Here is a 16,616-nt window from a genome sequence, read left to right as displayed (position 1 = left end):
CGCCCTGCGCTATGGTTAGCGCTGTCTGGAACCCAACCCTTGAGATAAGACTGGATGTTCCGGGCTTTGAAGTGTCCTAAAGGCAGTCCCCGTAATAAAAGGAAACCCGCAGCGATGGCGTACTACCGCACCCCTCATGACGTTACCGCTCTGCCCGCCTGGCAAGCGCTCAATCAACATCGCCAAGCCATGCAGGATTTCAGCATGCGCGAAGCGTTCAATGCCGATCCCCAGCGCTTTTCCCAATTCACCTTGAGCAGCTGCGGACTTTTCCTCGATTACTCGAAAAACCTGATCACCAGCGAAACCCGCGACCTGCTGGTGGGCCTTGCCAAGGAAGTGAACCTTAAAGGCGCGATCGACGCACTGTACGCCGGCGAACCGGTCAACTCTTCCGAAGGCCGCCCTGCCCTGCACACCGCTCTGCGCCGCCCTGTGGGCGACAAGCTGTCGGTCAACGGCGTGAACATCATGCCGGACGTGCATAAAGTGCTGAACCAGATCACCGATCTGGTCGGCCGCATCCACGACGGCCTGTGGCGTGGCTACACCGAGAAGCCGATCACCGACGTGGTGAACATCGGCATCGGTGGCTCGTTCCTCGGCCCGGAGCTGGTCTCTGAAGCGCTGCTGTCCTACGCCCATAAAGGCGTGCGCTGCCACTACCTGGCGAATATCGATGGCAGTGAGTTCCACGAACTGACCATGAAGCTGCGCGCCGAGACCACGCTGTTTATCGTCTCGTCGAAATCCTTCAACACCCTGGAAACCCTGAAAAACGCCCAGGCCGCCCGCGCCTGGTACCTGGCTCAGGGTGGCTCGGAAGCCGAGCTGTACCGCCACTTTATCGCCGTGTCGAGCAACAACGCGGCCGCCGTGGCCTTCGGTATCCGCGAAGAAAACATCTTCCCGATGTGGGACTGGGTAGGTGGCCGTTATTCGTTGTGGTCGGCCATCGGCCTGCCAATCGCCCTGGCCATCGGCATGTCCAACTTCAAGGAACTGCTGTCCGGTGCCTACACCATGGACCAGCATTTCCAGAACGCGCCGTTCGAACAGAACATGCCGGTGCTGCTGGGCCTGCTGGGCGTGTGGTACGGCAACTTCTGGGGTGCGCAGAGCCATGCGATCCTGCCGTACGACCACTACCTGCGTAACATCACCAAGCACTTGCAGCAGCTGGACATGGAATCCAACGGCAAAAGCGTGCGCCAGGACGGCAAACCGGTGTCCACCGACACCGGCCCAGTAATCTGGGGTGGCGTCGGCTGCAACGGCCAACATGCTTATCACCAGTTGCTGCACCAAGGTACCCAACTGATCCCGGCCGACTTCATCGTGCCGATCGTCAGCTTCAACCCGGTGTCCGACCACCATCAATGGCTGTACGCCAACTGCCTGTCCCAAAGCCAGGCACTGATGCTCGGCAAGACCCGCAGCGAAGCCGAAGCCGAGCTGCGCGACAAGGGCATCCCGGAAGACGAAGTGCAGAAGCTGGCACCGCACAAGGTGATCCCGGGCAACCGTCCGAGCAACACGCTCGTGGTTGAACGCATCAGCCCGCGTCGCTTGGGCGCCCTGGTTGCCATGTATGAACATAAAGTGTTCGTGCAAAGCGTGATCTGGGGCATAAATGCCTTCGACCAATGGGGCGTGGAGCTGGGCAAGGAGCTGGGCAAGGGCGTATACAATCGCCTCACCGGCGCCGAAGAAACCTTGGCCGAAGACGCTTCGACCCAGGGCCTGATCAACTACTTCCGCGGTCGTCACCGCGGCTGATGCAGGTACCGCAAGGCCAACGTCCGTTTGGACGTTGGCCTTGAACCCTCTCCATACAGGGTGCATCTTTATGACTTGTCGCAAAAACAAGAATAAGGATCGCTCATGTTCGATATCAGCACGTTTCCCACCGCCGATGCCGTCCGCCGGGCTGCGCAACTCAGTCAAGAGGACTACCAGCGCCTCTATCGCCAATCCGTCGAGCAGCCGGACACGTTCTGGGCCGAACAGGCCAAGGGCTTTCTCGACTGGATAACACCGTGGCACACCGTCCAGCAGTCAGACATCAAGACCGGTACCGCCCAATGGTTTGCCGGTGGCCAGTTAAACGTCAGCTACAACTGCATCGACCGTCACCTGGCGCAACGCGCCGATCAGCCGGCCTTCATCTGGGAAGGTGATGATCCTGCAAAATCTTCCAAAATCACCTACCGCCAACTGCACCAAAACGTCTGCCGCCTGGCCAATGTGCTGAAAAGCCGCGGTGTGAAAAAAGGCGACCGGGTGTGTATCTACATGCCGATGATCCCGGAAGCGGCCTACGCCATGCTGGCTTGCACACGGATTGGCGCTGTGCACTCGGTGGTATTTGGCGGGTTCTCACCGGACGCCCTGCGCGACCGCATTCTGGACGCCGACTGCCGCACCGTGATCACTGCCGATGAAGGCGTGCGCGGTGGTAAGCCGGTGGCGTTGAAACAGAATGTCGACAAGGCCCTGGCGAGTTGCCCCAACGTCAGCTCGGTACTGGTCGTACAACGCACCGGCGCCCAAGTGAACTGGAGCGAAGGCCGCGACCTCAAGTATCAACAAGCCCTGGATGCGGCGAGCGAGGATTGCCCTCCCGCACCGATGGACGCCGAAGACCCGCTGTTTATCCTCTACACCTCCGGCAGCACCGGTAAACCCAAGGGCGTGCTGCACACCACGGGCGGCTACCTGCTCCAGGCGGCAATGACCTTCAAGTACGTACTCGATTACCGCGACGGTGAGGTGTTCTGGTGCACCGCCGATGTGGGTTGGGTCACCGGTCATAGTTACATCGTGTACGGGCCGCTGGCCAATGGCGCCACCTCGCTGATGTTCGAAGGTGTGCCGAGCTACCCGGACAGTTCACGCTTCTGGCAGGTCATCGATAAACATCAGGTGAATATCTTCTATACCGCCCCCACCGCCTTGCGTGCATTGATGCGCGAGGGCCACGGCCCGCTGGAGACGACTTCCCGCGCCAGCCTGCGCCTGCTGGGCAGCGTCGGTGAGCCGATCAACCCGGAAGCCTGGGACTGGTACTTCAACGCGGTGGGCGAACAGCGTTGCCCTATTGTCGATACCTGGTGGCAGACCGAGACCGGCGGCATCATGCTCAGCCCGCTGGTCAGCGCCCAGCGCATCAAACCAGGTTGCGCCACCCAGCCGATGTTTGGCGTACAGCCCGTGCTGTTGGATGAACAAGGCAAGGTCATCAGTGGTGCCGGCAGCGGCGTACTGGCGATCAAGGCCAGTTGGCCGGGGCAGATTCGCAGCGTCTACGGCGATCCGCAGCGTATGGTCGACACCTATTTCAAACCCTACCCCGGCTACTATTTCACCGGTGACGGCGCGCGTCGCGATGAGGACGGCGACTACTGGATTACCGGGCGTATCGACGATGTGATCAACGTGTCCGGCCACCGTATCGGCACCGCCGAGGTAGAAAGTGCGCTGGTACTGCATGACCAGGTGGCCGAGGCCGCCGTGGTGGGCTACCCCCACGACGTCAAGGGCCAGGGCATCTATGCCTTCGTCACCCCCATGAATGGCGTCGAACCCAGCGATGCGCTGAAAAAACACCTGCTGGAACTGGTCAGCAAGGAAATAGGCAGCTTTGCCAAGCCCGAATTGATCCAATGGGCACCGGCCTTGCCGAAAACCCGATCCGGTAAGATCATGCGCCGGATTTTGCGCAAGATCGCCTGCAATGAACTGGATAGCCTGGGTGATACCTCTACCCTGGCCGACCCCAGCGTCGTCGACGGCCTGATCGACAAACGCCTGAACCGATAGGAAAACCCGAGTCGCCATGGAATTTATCCGCAGCCGTATCGAAACCCAGTTGATGAGCCTCACCGGCTTGTCACTGGGCCAACTGGACCTGGAAAACCCCAAGGGCGATCCAGGCCTGTTCGGGCCGGACTCGGTCAGCTGGCAAGTCCATGGCGACTTCAGCAGCATGCTCATCGGCGGCATCAGCGCTTTGATGCTGCAAGCCTTGCACCCATTGGCCCTGGCTGGCGTGTGGGACCATTCGAATTTTCGCCAGGACATGCTTGGGCGTTTGCGGCGGACCTCACAGTTCATTTCCGGCACCACGTTCGGCTCGCGCAAAGACGCCGACTGGCTGATCGAAAAAGTGCGCACCATTCACCTGCAGGTGGTTGGCCATGCCCCGGACGGGAGGCCTTACGCGGCCAGCGATCCAGAGCTGCTGACCTGGGTGCATGTGGCGGAGGTGAGCAACTTTCTTGCTGCCCACTTGCGCTATCGCAACCCGCACCTCTCTGGCCGTGATCAGGACCGTTACTACAGCGAGATCGCCGTCGTCGCAGAACGGCTGGGCGCGCAGCATGTGCCGCATTCACGGCAGGAAATTTCCGATTACCTTGAGAATATCCGCCCGCAATTGCTGTGCGACGAGCGCAGCCGCGAAGTGCTGCGCCTGTTGCTGAACGCTCCCTCCCCCAGCACGCTGGCCAAGCCATTTGGCGCCTTGATGATGCAAGCCGGGATCGACCTGCTGCCGGACTGGGCCAGCACCCTGCTCGATCAGCACCAGAGCCCGCTGCAACGCCAGATGATCCGCGCCGGGGTCAAGCGCAGCGCGCCGTTGTTGCGCTGGGCGATGCGCAATGGTTCGGTGCAGCGTGCACACCGGCGGATGGGGTTGATGTAGGCAACGCGCCATAGCTGTTAAACTCCGCGCCTTTATTTCCCCCATTTACCTAAGCAAGGCGCGCTCCATGTTTCCCTTGAATCAGGCGCTGCGCGCCGCCCTCGATCATCGCCAAGACCTGATCAACGAGCTGCACGCCCAGGGCACCGACTGCTATCGGCTGTTCCATGGCAGCCAGGAAGGCGCCGGCGGCCTGACCATCGACCGCTATGGCCCACAGTTACTGGTGCAAAGCTTCCATCAGTCGCTGGAGACCGCCGACCTGCTGGACCTGCACCAAGTGATCAACCAGTACATGGGCCTCGAGTTGCTGCTGGTATACAACGACCGCTCCCGCGGCAACTCGCGTGTCGATCGCGAAGATTCGGTATACCGCGCAGAACCTGCCGCGCTGGAAGACCTGGTGGGCCACGAATGGGGCCTCAATTACCGTGTACGTGGTCGCCACGCTGGCCAGGACCCGCTGCTGTTCCTTGACCTGCGCAATACGCGCGGATGGGTCAAAGACCACAGCGCCGGCAAAAGCGTATTGAACCTGTTTGCCTACACCTGTGGGGTGGGCCTGAGCGCCGCTGCCGGTGGTGCGCGCGAGGTATGCAACCTGGACTTCGCCGAGGGCAACCTGGCGGTGGGACGTGAAAACGGTCGACTCAATCCACAGCTTCCCACCATGGAGTTCGTGCAATCGGATTACTTCCCGGCGATTCGCCAACTGGCCGGGCTGCCGATCACCCAACGTCGCGGGCAGAAACTGCCGAGCTACCCGCGCCTGGAGCAGCGTCAATATGACCTGGTGTTGCTCGACCCGCCTGCCTGGGCCAAGAGTGCCTTCGGTACGGTCGACCTGCTGCGTGACTACCAGAGCCTGCTCAAGCCTGCACTGCTCGCTACAGCCGACAATGGTGTGCTGATCTGCTGCAACAACCTGGCAAAAGTCAGCCTGGAGGATTGGCGTGAACAGGTTTTGCGTTGTGCGCAAAAGGCTGGGCGTCCGGTGCGGGACTGGAAAATCATGACGCCAGGCGCGGACTTTCCCTCACAGGACCACCAGCCACCGCTGAAGACTCTGATACTTCAACTGTAAGAAGCATCCTAAAGGCCCAGTTCTTCGGAACCGAAAACCCGTGCCATACTCCAAGGCACTCCTGTTTGACATAGATGGCGCCGCCCCATGCCCAAAGGATTGATTCGCGCCGCTGGCGCCTTGTTGACTGCCCTCGCGTTGTACAGCTTGCTGGGCTTTCTGATTTTGCCTGGCATCGCCCTTCGCATTGCCAACCAACAGTTGGCCAATTACGCCACAGTGCCAGCACGCATCGAACGGATCGAACTTAACCCGTTCAGCCTGGAAGTAACGGTGTGGGGCTTGAAGATCGGCGAGCCCGGTAAGGAACAGGTAGGTTTCGAACGGCTTTACGCCAACCTGCAGGTCGATAGCCTGTGGACCCGCGCCCTGCACCTGGCTGATGTGCAACTGGACAAGCCCAAGACCGAGTTGTTGTTCGACAAATCAGGCCAGCTGAATCTGGCGCAGTTGTTCAAGCTGCCACCGAGCGAGCCTACCCCTGCTAACCCCGACGCCAAACCGTTCCCGCTGCGCGTCGACAGCATCAAGCTGGCCGGCGGTTACGTGCATTTTCAAGACTTGCGCCCCAGCGAACCTATCGAATTCCTCTACGACACGCTCGACTTCGAGCTGAAGAACCTCAGCACCCTGCCGGAAGACAATGCGGACATGACCTTGGTGGCCGCCGGCCCTGAAGGTGGGCAGATCGACTGGAAAGGCAACTTCAGCCTGGTGCCGATCACCTCCGAAGGTACGCTGAAGGTCACCGGTGGCAAGATGAAAGCCTGGTGGCCTTACGTGCGTGACGCCTTACCCCTGGTGCTGGAAGACGGCGTGCTCAACTTCAGTACCGAGTACAGGTTCAGCCTGGCCAAAGAGACCGAGCTGAACCTGACCAACACCGCCGCCAGCATCGCACCGTTCGCTATCAAGGCCCCGGATGGCCGGCCGTTGGTGCGCTTGGAGCGCTTGGACGTCAGCGAGACCACGGTGGACCTGGCCAAACAGCAGGTGGTGGTCGGCAAGATCCGCAGCAATAAACTCGAGACCTGGGCGGCTCGCGAAGCGGATGGGCAACTGGACTGGCAAAAACTGTTCGCCAGCCAGCCGAGCAAACCGGCCAAGGCGCCGGAGCCTGCCACTGCACCAGCCACTGCCGACTCGCCAAAGCCTGCGCCCGTCGCCCCAAGCAAGCCCTGGCAAGTGCTGCTCAAGGATGTACAACTGCGCAACTACCAAGTGCACTTGGCCGACCGTCAGGCCAAACCAGCGGTAGCGCTGGAGCTGGGCCCGTTGAACATCGACGTGCAGAACTTCGATAGCCTCAACCAGAGCCCCTTTACCCTGAAGGTCGACACCGGCCTGGGCAAGCAGGGCAAGATCCAGGCGACCGGCACGGTCAACCTCAACCCGGTCAGCGCCAGGTTGAAGGTCAATACCAGGGACATCGACCTGCGAGTCGCACAGTCCTATATCAGCCCGTTTATCCGTCTGGAACTGCGTAGTGGCATGCTTGGCAGCGACCTCGACGTGAACCTGAAAAGCACCGATCCCCTGGCGCTGCAGGTCACCGGCCGCGCGCAGGTCGACCAGTTGCACACCCTGGACACCCTCAAGACCCGCGATTTCCTCAAATGGCAGCGACTGGTGCTGGAGGGTGTGAACTACCAACACGGCGACAGCCTGACGATCAACAAGGTCAACCTTCTGCAACCGTATGCGCGGTTCATGATCAACGATGATCGCACCACCAACGTCGACGACTTGCTGATCCCGCAGCCAGCCGACAGTGGCGCCAAATCGTCAGCCAAACCTGCCCCGAGCAAAGACAAGCCGCTGGGTATCCATATCGGGCAGATTGCGATCAACGACGGTTCGGCCAACTTCGCCGACTTCAGCCTCACCCCCAACTTCGCCACTGCGATCCAACAGCTCAATGGGCAGATCGGCACCATCGACAGTCGCCAGGCCAAGCCGGCGAGCGTTGACATCAAGGGCAAGGTGGACCGTTATGCACCGGTCACCATCAAAGGCAGCGTGAACCCGTTTGACCCGATGGCGGCGTTGGACATCGCCACCAGCTTCAAACGTGTCGAGTTGACCACGCTGACGCCTTACTCGGGCAAGTTCGCCGGCTTCCGCATCCGCAAGGGCCGCCTCAACCTTGACCTGCACTACGTGATCACCAAGGGCCAGTTGAAGGCTGAGAACAAAGTGGTGGTCGAGCAATTGCAACTGGGCGAAAAAGTCGACAGCGCCGATGCCGTGGACTTGCCGATTCGTCTGGCAATCGCCTTGCTCAAGGACAGCGATGGCAAGATCTCCATCGAACTGCCCGTATCCGGCGACCTGAATAACCCGCAATTCAGCGTGATGCCAATTGTGTGGCAAACCCTGCGCAATCTGGTGGTACGAGCGGCCACTGCGCCGTTCAAGTTTATTGGCGGGTTGGTCACCGGAGGCGGAGCGGAGGACCTGGGCAGCGTGTCGTTCGCGGCGGGCTCCAGCGAGTTGAACAAAGACGCCGAAGGCGCCCTGAACACCTTGGCCAAGGCGCTGAAAGAACGCCCTACTCTACGCCTGGAAATCGAAGGCACGGCCGCAGCTAGCAGCGACGGCCCATTCCTGGCGGCCCAGCGGCTGGAGCGGGAATACCAATACAACTACTACAAAATGCTGCAGCGCCGGGGCGAGAAAGTCCCGGCCCAGGCGTCCTTGCTGGAAGTCCCTGAGAGCGAAAAAGCACCCTTGCTCGAAGGTATTTACCGTACCCGCTTGAAACAGCAGCCTCCCGCAGAATGGAAGGACCTGAGCAGCAGTGAGCGCTCCGCCAAGTTGAAAGAGGGCGTCATCAGGTTCTGGAGTGGCAGTGACGTGCTGCTGCGCCAGTTGGGCCAGGACCGTGCAAGCACCATCAAGGACTACTTGGTAGATAAAGCGCAGCTGGAGGACGACCGGGTTTACTTCATTGACGCGCAACTGGGCCAAGCAGAGAAAGATGGTCGGGTGATAACGCAGATGCATCTGGACGCCGAGTAGGCGTCAACGCCAAGCCGCTACCGCACTGATTTCCCGCCCCAAATAGAACAGGCCCCGACACAGAAGTGCCGGGGCCTGTAATGACCACATCCGTGTGGTCGGTCGCATGAAAATTAGAGGTGCATTGAGTGGATATCTAACTCACTCGCCGCCGCCGCTAGTTCAGACGAGTTCTTGAGCGTTACTCTGCTTTCAGGCCATCGGCCGATACAGCTTTAACGCCTTTGATTTTCTTGGTGATGTTCACCGCGGTCGTTTTCTGTGCCTCGGTCACAGCGACCGAAGAGGACAGGGAAACTACACCCTTGTTGGTTTCGACTTTGATGTCGGTACCAGGAATGCCTTTCTCGGTTACCAGGTCAGCTTTGACTTTGGTGGTGATCCAGGTATCGGAGGTTGCGCCTTTGGCGTCAGCCGCTGCGCCTTTGGTTTTGTCGATGTTGTCTGCCTTGGTAGCGCCGCCAGCCAGCAGGCCGTCAGCAGAAACTGCGGTTACACCTTTGATTTTCTTGGTGATCGCTACGGCAGTTTCTTTCTGCGAGTCCGAAATGGCTGCGGTCGAAGACAGGGAAACCACACCTTTGTTGGTCTCAACCTTGATGTCCGACCCAGGAATGCCTTTTTCAGTCAGCAGATCGGATTTAACTTTGGTGGTGATCCAAGTATCCGAAACGCTTTCTTTTGCCTTGGTGGCCTCACCAGCCGCCAGGGTCATTGGAGCTTGGGAAGTCTGAGCAAAGGCCACGTTAGCACCCATGGCCAGGGTCAGAGCGGTGGCAGTAGCGAGAGCGAACTTCTTCATACGAGTAACTCCTGTTTTATTGAAAGTCTGCAGTGTGTGAACCTTGATGCTGCAGCGTTAACAGGGTTATTGCAGGCAGTGTGCCAAGTCTCGAACGCATATTAAATTCTTAAAAATCATGCACTTATAAAAATCTCCTAATTTCGGAATCGTGCAATTTGCATGAAGGCGATCGTGCCTGCGTGCAAGTTGCGGTTTCTTGGATTTACTAAGCGTCTGATTTTTCGACATTTTCCTTCAGGCATAAAAAAAGGACTCCGAAGAGTCCTCTTTTTCAGCGTGAAGTCTGGGGTAATTAAACGCCCGAAGCCTTGGCTGCTGCTACGTCCTTGATGGACAGCTTGATACGGCCGCGGTTGTCCACGTCCAATACCAGCACTTCCACTTCCTGGCCTTCTTTCAGAATGTCGGTCACTTTCTCAACGCGAGCGTCGCTCAGCATGGAGATGTGAACCAAACCGTCTTTGCCTGGCAGGATGTTGACGAATGCGCCGAAGTCGACGATGCGCTCAACCTTACCGACGTAGATCTTGCCGATCTCGGCTTCAGCGGTGATGCCCAGGACGCGCTGACGTGCAGCTTCTGCAGCTTCCTTGGTTTCGCCGAAGATCTTGATCGAGCCGTCGTCTTCGATGTCGATCGAAGCCTTGGTCTCTTCACAGATCGCACGAATGGTCGCGCCGCCTTTACCGATAACATCACGGATTTTGTCGGTGTCGATTTTCATCGCGATCATGGTCGGAGCATTTTCCGACAGTTCGGTACGGGACTGACCAATGATCTGGTTCATCTGACCGAGGATGTTCAGGCGCGCTTCCAGGGCTTGGCCCAGGGCGATTTCCATGATCTCTTCGGTGATGCCCTTGATCTTGATGTCCATCTGCAGCGCGGTAACACCTTTGGCGGTACCGGCTACTTTGAAGTCCATGTCGCCCAGGTGGTCTTCGTCACCCAGGATGTCGGTCAGGATGGCGAACTTCTCGCCTTCTTTAACCAGGCCCATGGCGATACCGGCCACCGGTGCCTTCATCGGCACACCAGCGTCCATCAGAGCCAGGGAAGCACCGCAGACCGAAGCCATGGAGCTGGAACCGTTGGACTCGGTGATTTCCGACACAACACGGATGGTGTACGGGAACACGTCAGCAGCAGGCAGCATGGCCTGGACCGAGCGACGGGCCAGACGGCCGTGACCGATTTCGCGACGACCAGCACCACCCATGCGACCACACTCGCCCACCGAGAACGGAGGGAAGTTGTAGTGCAGCATGAACGGGTCTTTTTTCTCGCCTTCCAGGGTATCCAGCAACTGTGCGTCACGGGCAGTACCCAGGGTGGCGACGACCAGGGCTTGGGTTTCGCCACGGGTGAACAGTGCCGAACCGTGAGTCTTCGGCAGAACGCCGACTTCGATGTTCAGCGGGCGTACGGTGCGAGTGTCGCGGCCGTCGATACGTGGCTTGCCGTTAACGATGTTTTCGCGAACGGTGCGGTATTCGATCTCACCGAAGGCTGCTTTGACTTCGCTGGAAGAAGGCTGGCCTTCTTCGCCGGACAGCTTGGCAACAACCTGATCCTTCAGCTCACCCAGGCGAGCGTAACGGTCGGCCTTGACGGTGATGGTGTAGGCGTCGGAGATCGCAGTGCCGAACTCGGAGCGGATAGCGCCCAGCAGTTCGGTGGCTTCGGCTTGCGGAGCCCAGGCCCAGGTAGGCTTGGCAGCTTCGGCAGCCAGTTCTTTAACAGCGTTGATCACAACCTGGAACTCGTCGTGAGCAAACAGTACGGCGCCCAGCATCTGGTCTTCGGTCAGCTCTTTGGCTTCCGATTCAACCATCAACACGGCTTCCGAAGTACCGGCAACGACCATGTCCAGGCTCGACGCTTTCAGTTGCTCGTAAGTCGGGTTCAGCAGGTAACCGGTGCTTTCGTGGAAAGCAACGCGGGCTGCGCCGATCGGGCCATCGAAAGGAATACCGGAGATGGCCAGGGCAGCCGAGGTACCGATCATCGCAGCGACGTCCGGATCGGTCTTCTTGCTGGTGGAAACGACGGTGCAGACAACCTGCACTTCGTTCATGAAGCCTTCTGGGAACAGCGGACGGATCGGACGGTCGATCAGTCGGGAAGTCAGGGTTTCTTTCTCGGAAGGACGACCTTCACGCTTGAAGAAACCGCCAGGGATCTTACCGGCAGCGTAAGTCTTTTCCTGGTAGTGGACAGAAAGAGGGAAGAAGCCTTTGCTTGGGTCGGCGTGCTTGGCGCCAACAACGGTCACCAATACGGTAACGTCGTCGTCAACGGTAACCAGCACTGCGCCGGAGGCTTGACGGGCGATACGGCCTGTCTCGAGGGTAACGGTCGACTGACCGAACTGGAATTTTTTGATAACCGGGTTCACGGTGTCCTACCTTCTTTGTGGCTCTTGGGGAACTTGTCTTCTTGCGAAATTCTTGGGCAATGTCGGGAATCGGCCCAACCCTTGTCCAGGGGTAAAACGTGTATCCAGATAAAACTTGAGGCTGGGAGCCTACCATGGGCCAGTGGGAATCCCACTGACACACGGCAGACAACCAACCTCTAGCGCAATCGCTGATTAGCGACGCAGACCCAGGCGACCGATCAGAGCCTGATAACGACCCAGATCCTTGCCTTTCAGGTAGTCCAGCAGCTTACGGCGCTGGTTTACCATGCGGATCAGACCACGACGGGAGTGGTGATCTTTACCGTTGGCCTTGAAGTGACCTTGCAGCTTGTTGATGTTGTGGGTCAGCAGTGCAACTTGCACTTCTGGCGAACCAGTGTCACCAACAGCTTGCTGATAGTCAGCTACGATTTGTGCTTTTTCTTGAACGTCGAGAGCCATGAGGCAATCCTTTTTTCAGGAAACCACCCAAAGGGCAGTCTCAACAGGCCAGGGACAAATCCCTGTATCTAAAAATGAGTGTTGACCGTGCCTGTTAACAGCCACACTCGTTCGGTCATTCTGACCGAATCAGTCGACGTGGCGCGATGCGCCCGTCTTCGCTCACTTCACCGATACCGATAAAGCGACCGTTATGATCCTGTACCCGCACCATGCCGAACTTCGGGGCATCCGGGGCGCGTACCGGCTGACCGTTAAGCCAGTAGAACGCGCTGTGCTCCGAAAAGTGCAGCAATGGCCAATCCAGCAAACCGCTGTCCGATGGCATCAGGAAGCGATCAATCGCTTCGTTGCCGCCTTCAGCGTGTACCGCTTCCAACTCTTCCAGCGTGACCGTCTGGGCCAGGCTGAAAGGTCCTGCCTGGGTGCGTCGCAGCTCTGCAACATACGCGCCGCAACCGAGCTGTTCACCAATATCTTCCACCAGGGTACGGATATAGGTGCCTTTGCTGCAGTCCACGGCCAGGCGTGCGGTGTCACCTTCACAGGCGAGCAATTCCAAGCGCGCAATAGTAACAGAACGCGGTTCGCGCTCCACTACTTCGCCCGCACGTGCCAGCTTGTAAAGGGGTTGCCCATCACGCTTGAGAGCTGAGTACATCGGCGGTATCTGACTGATTTGCCCACGAAAAGCAGGTAAAGCAGCTTCGATATCAGCACGACCAACGGTCACGTCGCGAACCTGCAAAACATCACCTTCGGCGTCTGCCGTGGTGGTGGTCTTGCCCAGTTGCATCAGGGTTTCGTAACCCTTGTCGGAGTCGAGCAGGTATTGCGAGAACTTGGTGGCCTCGCCAAAGCACAACGGCAGTACGCCGGTGGCCAGGGGATCGAGGCTGCCGGTATGTCCGGCCTTCTCGGCATTGAGCAACCAGCGAACCTTCTGCAATGCGGCATTGGAGGTAAAGCCAATGGGCTTGTCGAGCAGAATGATGCCGCTGACGTTGCGACGGATACGTTTGACCTGAGCCACCGCTTACTCCTTGGCGTCTTCAGGTGTGGATGGGTGCTGGCTGTCTTCAGCCACGGCGCGCTCGATCAGTGCCGACAGGTGCGCGCCACGCACGACGCTTTCGTCGTAGTGGAAGTGCAACTGGGGCACGCTGCGCAACTTCATTTCACGGGCCAACTGCATGCGCAGGAAACCTGCGGCCGAGTTGAGCACCTTGATGCTTTGCGCGATTTCTTCGCTGTTGTCCTGCCCCATCACGGTGATGAAGATCTTCGCATGACCCACGTCACGACTCACTTCAACGGCAGTGATGGTGACCAGGCCAACGCGCGGGTCTTTAACTTCGCGACGGATCAGTTGGGCCAGCTCGCGCTGCATCTGATCGCCGATACGCTGGGTACGGCTGTATTCTTTTGCCATGTCTTGTTACCTGTTACTGCCACACGGTGGAAACCCATGGGGTCTGAAAGCGGCAAACGCCCGGCCTGACAAAAGCCAGACCGGGCGTTGCGTTTAGAGTCCGTACGCTTTGCGGGGCATTTGCATGCCCACACACGGCGTGGCTCCGGAAGTGCGCGAGTTAGAGGCTGCGAGCAACCTGAACCTTCTCGTAGACTTCGATCTTGTCGCCAGCCTTGACGTCGTTGTAGCTCTTGACGCCGATACCGCATTCCATGCCGGCACGCACTTCGGAAGCGTCATCCTTGAAGCGGCGCAGGGATTCCAGCTCGCCTTCGAAGATAACGATGTCTTCACGCAGTACACGGATTGGACGGTTACGGTACACGGTACCTTCGATAACCATGCAACCGGCGATCGCACCAAATTTCGGCGAGCGGAACACGTCACGTACTTCGGCGATACCCAGGATGTTCTCGCGGACGTCGCTGCCAAGCATGCCGGTGAGGGCTTTCTTGACGTCTTCGATGATGTCGTAGATGACGTTGTAGTAACGCATGTCCAGGCCTTCCTGCTCGACAATCTTGCGAGCGCCAGCATCGGCACGCACGTTGAAGCCAAACAGTACAGCGTTGGAAGCCAGCGCCAGGTTGGCGTCGGATTCGGTGATACCACCGACACCGCCACCCACAACACGCACTTGCACTTCGTCGTTACCCAGGCCATTCAAGGCGCCGTTCAACGCTTCGAGGGAACCACGAACGTCAGATTTGAGGACGATATTAAGCGTCTTCTTCTCTGCCTGGCCCATGTTCTCGAAGATGTTTTCCAGCTTGCCGGCGTGAGCGCGAGCCAGTTTGACTTCGCGGAACTTGCCTTGGCGGAACAAAGCCACTTCACGGGCTTTCTTCTCGTCAGACAGCACGCTCATCTCGTCGCCGGCGTCCGGAGTACCGTCCAGGCCGAGGATCTCGACAGGGATGGAAGGACCGGCTTCCTTGATTGGCTTGCCGTTCTCGTCGAGCATGGCACGTACACGGCCATAGTTCGAACCGACCAGTACCATATCGCCTTGACGCAGAGTACCGTCTTGAACCAGTACGGTTGCAACCGGGCCACGACCTTTGTCGAGACGCGACTCAACCACAACACCACGACCTGGGGCCGACGGGGTTGCTTTCAGCTCAAGTACTTCAGCTTGCAGCAGGACAGCTTCGAGCAGTTCGTCCACGCCAGTACCGACTTTCGCCGAAACCGAAACGAACGGCGTATCACCGCCCCACTCTTCAGACGTCACGCCATGAACCGACAGTTCGCTACGGATGCGATCGAGATCGGCGCCCGGCTTGTCGATCTTGTTCACGGCAACAACCAGAGGAACACCAGCGGCTTTAGCGTGCTGGACAGCTTCAATGGTCTGCGGCATCACGCCGTCGTCCGCTGCAACAACCAGGATCACAATGTCAGTCGCCTTGGCACCACGGGCACGCATTGCGGTAAACGCGGCGTGACCAGGGGTGTCGAGGAAGGTGACCATGCCGCGCTCGGTTTCAACGTGGTACGCACCGATGTGCTGGGTGATACCACCGGCTTCGCCAGCAGCTACCTTGGCACGACGGATGTAGTCGAGCAGCGAAGTCTTACCATGGTCAACGTGGCCCATTACGGTCACGACTGGCGCACGGGAGAACGTCTCACCTTCAAACTTCAGGGACTCTGCCAGGGAATCTTCCAGGGCGGTGTCGCTGACCAGGGTCACTTTGTGGCCCAGTTCTTCGGCTACCAGTTGAGCAGTTTCCTGATCAAGCACCTGGTTGATGGTCGCTGGAGTACCCAGTTTGAACATGAACTTGATGATTTCAGCTGCCTTGACCGACATCTGGTTGGCAAGGTCGCCAACAGTGATGGTCTCGCCGATCTGCACATCACGCACGACAGGGCCGGTTGGGCTCTGGAAACCGTGGGCGTTGCGTTTCTTCAGCTTGGCCTTGCCACGACCACCACGACGGAAGCTATCGCTTTCTTCGTCGGTAGTACGTGGGGCAACGCGTGGAGCAGGCGCTTTCTCTTTGACCGAAGCACGATGCGGAGCGTTTTTACGCTCGCCATCGCCACCACCACCGCGACGATTGTTATCGTCGGCACGTGGTTTATCCGGACGACGAGGTTCGTCACGCTTGCGGGCATCAGCTGCAGGCGCTGGTGCTGCGGCAGCCGGAGCAGCCTCACGCACAGCCTCTACAGGAGCGCTAGGCGCGGCGACTGCTTCAGTGGAAGCAGTTTGCGCAGCAGCAGGCTGGCGACGCGCTTCTTCTTCAGCGCGACGCTTGGCTTCTTCTTCAGCCTTCTGACGTGCAGCATTTTCTACTGCGCGACGTTCTTCCAGTTCGCGTTTGCGCTCGGCTTCAATTTCTTCCGGGCTGCGCTGTACGAAGACTTTCTTCTTACGTACTTCAACGCTGATGCTCTTGCTACCCGCAACACGCAGGGTGCTGGTGGTTTTGCGCTGCAATGTAATCTTGCGCGGTTCTTCCACTTTCGCCTTGTGGCTGCTCTTCAAGTGAGTCAGCAAAGACTGCTTCTCACTATCGCTCACACCTTCATCGGCGGCGGTGTGCGGCAGACCTGCCTCACGCATCTGCTGCAACAGGCGCTCTACCGGTGTTTTGACCTCATCGGCCAGTTGTTTCACCGTGACTTGCGTCATGCACTTCTCTCCTCAGG

Annotated in this window: 11 protein-coding genes; 5 read left to right on the top strand and 6 right to left on the bottom strand. The window is 58.8% G+C overall.

The window, feature by feature from the left end; translation table 11 throughout:
• The first annotated feature begins 114 nt into the window (after window positions 1–114).
• The 5 genes from pgi to HCF10_RS22960 all read left to right on the top strand — a co-directional run bounded on the left by pgi (window position 115) and on the right by HCF10_RS22960 (window position 8,813).
• Window positions 115–1,779, top strand: a complete 1,665-nt coding sequence (pgi, locus tag HCF10_RS22980; RefSeq protein ID WP_090399768.1) for a glucose-6-phosphate isomerase — start codon at window positions 115–117, stop codon at window positions 1,777–1,779.
• A gap of 105 nt (window positions 1,780–1,884) precedes the next feature.
• Window positions 1,885–3,822: an acetate--CoA ligase gene (gene acs, locus HCF10_RS22975; protein ID WP_167656472.1), complete on the top strand. Its 1,938-nt coding sequence runs from the start codon at window positions 1,885–1,887 to the stop codon at window positions 3,820–3,822.
• A 16-nt stretch (window positions 3,823–3,838) separates the two neighbouring features.
• Window positions 3,839–4,708 (top strand): oxygenase MpaB family protein, encoded by an 870-nt coding sequence (locus HCF10_RS22970; protein ID WP_167656471.1) that lies wholly within the window; start codon window positions 3,839–3,841, stop codon window positions 4,706–4,708.
• A 67-nt stretch (window positions 4,709–4,775) separates the two neighbouring features.
• Window positions 4,776–5,792 (top strand): class I SAM-dependent rRNA methyltransferase, encoded by a 1,017-nt coding sequence (locus HCF10_RS22965; protein WP_131699409.1) that lies wholly within the window; start codon window positions 4,776–4,778, stop codon window positions 5,790–5,792.
• Between the two features lie 87 nt (window positions 5,793–5,879).
• On the top strand, window positions 5,880–8,813 hold the full coding sequence (locus HCF10_RS22960) for a DUF748 domain-containing protein (RefSeq protein ID WP_167656470.1): 2,934 nt from the start codon (window positions 5,880–5,882) through the stop codon (window positions 8,811–8,813).
• Window positions 8,814–8,994: 181 nt separating this feature from the next.
• On the opposite strand, the gene HCF10_RS22955 is transcribed toward HCF10_RS22960, so the two are convergent.
• The 6 genes from HCF10_RS22955 to infB all read right to left on the bottom strand — a co-directional run bounded on the left by HCF10_RS22955 (window position 8,995) and on the right by infB (window position 16,599).
• Entirely contained in the window at window positions 8,995–9,615 is a 621-nt protein-coding gene (locus HCF10_RS22955) for a BON domain-containing protein (protein WP_131699407.1), read from the bottom strand.
• A 295-nt stretch (window positions 9,616–9,910) separates the two neighbouring features.
• Window positions 9,911–12,016 (bottom strand): polyribonucleotide nucleotidyltransferase, encoded by a 2,106-nt coding sequence (pnp, locus tag HCF10_RS22950; protein ID WP_027605371.1) that lies wholly within the window; start codon window positions 12,014–12,016, stop codon window positions 9,911–9,913.
• Window positions 12,017–12,211: 195 nt separating this feature from the next.
• Window positions 12,212–12,481 carry a 30S ribosomal protein S15 gene (rpsO, locus tag HCF10_RS22945; RefSeq protein ID WP_003176135.1) on the bottom strand — a complete coding sequence of 90 codons (270 nt, stop codon included), beginning with the start codon at window positions 12,479–12,481 and terminating at the stop codon, window positions 12,212–12,214.
• A gap of 115 nt (window positions 12,482–12,596) precedes the next feature.
• Complete coding sequence (gene truB, locus HCF10_RS22940; protein ID WP_131699406.1) at window positions 12,597–13,514, bottom strand: tRNA pseudouridine(55) synthase TruB; 918 nt, start codon at window positions 13,512–13,514, stop codon at window positions 12,597–12,599.
• Between the two features lie 3 nt (window positions 13,515–13,517).
• Window positions 13,518–13,913: a 30S ribosome-binding factor RbfA gene (gene rbfA / locus HCF10_RS22935; RefSeq protein WP_003176137.1), complete on the bottom strand. Its 396-nt coding sequence runs from the start codon at window positions 13,911–13,913 to the stop codon at window positions 13,518–13,520.
• 160 nt (window positions 13,914–14,073) lie between these two features.
• Window positions 14,074–16,599, bottom strand: coding sequence for a translation initiation factor IF-2 (gene infB / locus HCF10_RS22930; protein WP_145336555.1), 2,526 nt, complete (start codon window positions 16,597–16,599; stop codon window positions 14,074–14,076).
• Between the last annotated feature and the right edge of the window lie 17 nt (window positions 16,600–16,616).

Origin of the sequence: Pseudomonas sp. B14(2022) (assembly GCF_012030485.1) — a bacterium.
In the GTDB taxonomy this organism is placed as follows: domain Bacteria; phylum Pseudomonadota; class Gammaproteobacteria; order Pseudomonadales; family Pseudomonadaceae; genus Aquipseudomonas.
Note: the sequence above shows the minus strand (reverse complement) of the source record. Positions and strands in the feature narration are given on the sequence as shown.

Excerpts from the sequence above, each read along its gene's own strand:
- pgi (WP_090399768.1), top strand. The coding sequence starts at position 115 with ATGGCGTACTACCGCACCCCTCATGACGTTACCGCTCTGCCCGCCTGG.
- acs (WP_167656472.1), top strand. The coding sequence starts at position 1,885 with ATGTTCGATATCAGCACGTTTCCCACCGCCGATGCCGTCCGCCGGGCT.
- HCF10_RS22970 (WP_167656471.1), top strand. The coding sequence starts at position 3,839 with ATGGAATTTATCCGCAGCCGTATCGAAACCCAGTTGATGAGCCTCACC.
- HCF10_RS22965 (WP_131699409.1), top strand. The coding sequence starts at position 4,776 with ATGTTTCCCTTGAATCAGGCGCTGCGCGCCGCCCTCGATCATCGCCAA.
- HCF10_RS22960 (WP_167656470.1), top strand. The coding sequence starts at position 5,880 with ATGCCCAAAGGATTGATTCGCGCCGCTGGCGCCTTGTTGACTGCCCTC.
- HCF10_RS22955 (WP_131699407.1), bottom strand. The coding sequence starts at position 9,615 with ATGAAGAAGTTCGCTCTCGCTACTGCCACCGCTCTGACCCTGGCCATG.
- rpsO (WP_003176135.1), bottom strand. The coding sequence starts at position 12,481 with ATGGCTCTCGACGTTCAAGAAAAAGCACAAATCGTAGCTGACTATCAG.
- rbfA (WP_003176137.1), bottom strand. The coding sequence starts at position 13,913 with ATGGCAAAAGAATACAGCCGTACCCAGCGTATCGGCGATCAGATGCAG.
- infB (WP_145336555.1), bottom strand. The coding sequence starts at position 16,599 with ATGACGCAAGTCACGGTGAAACAACTGGCCGATGAGGTCAAAACACCG.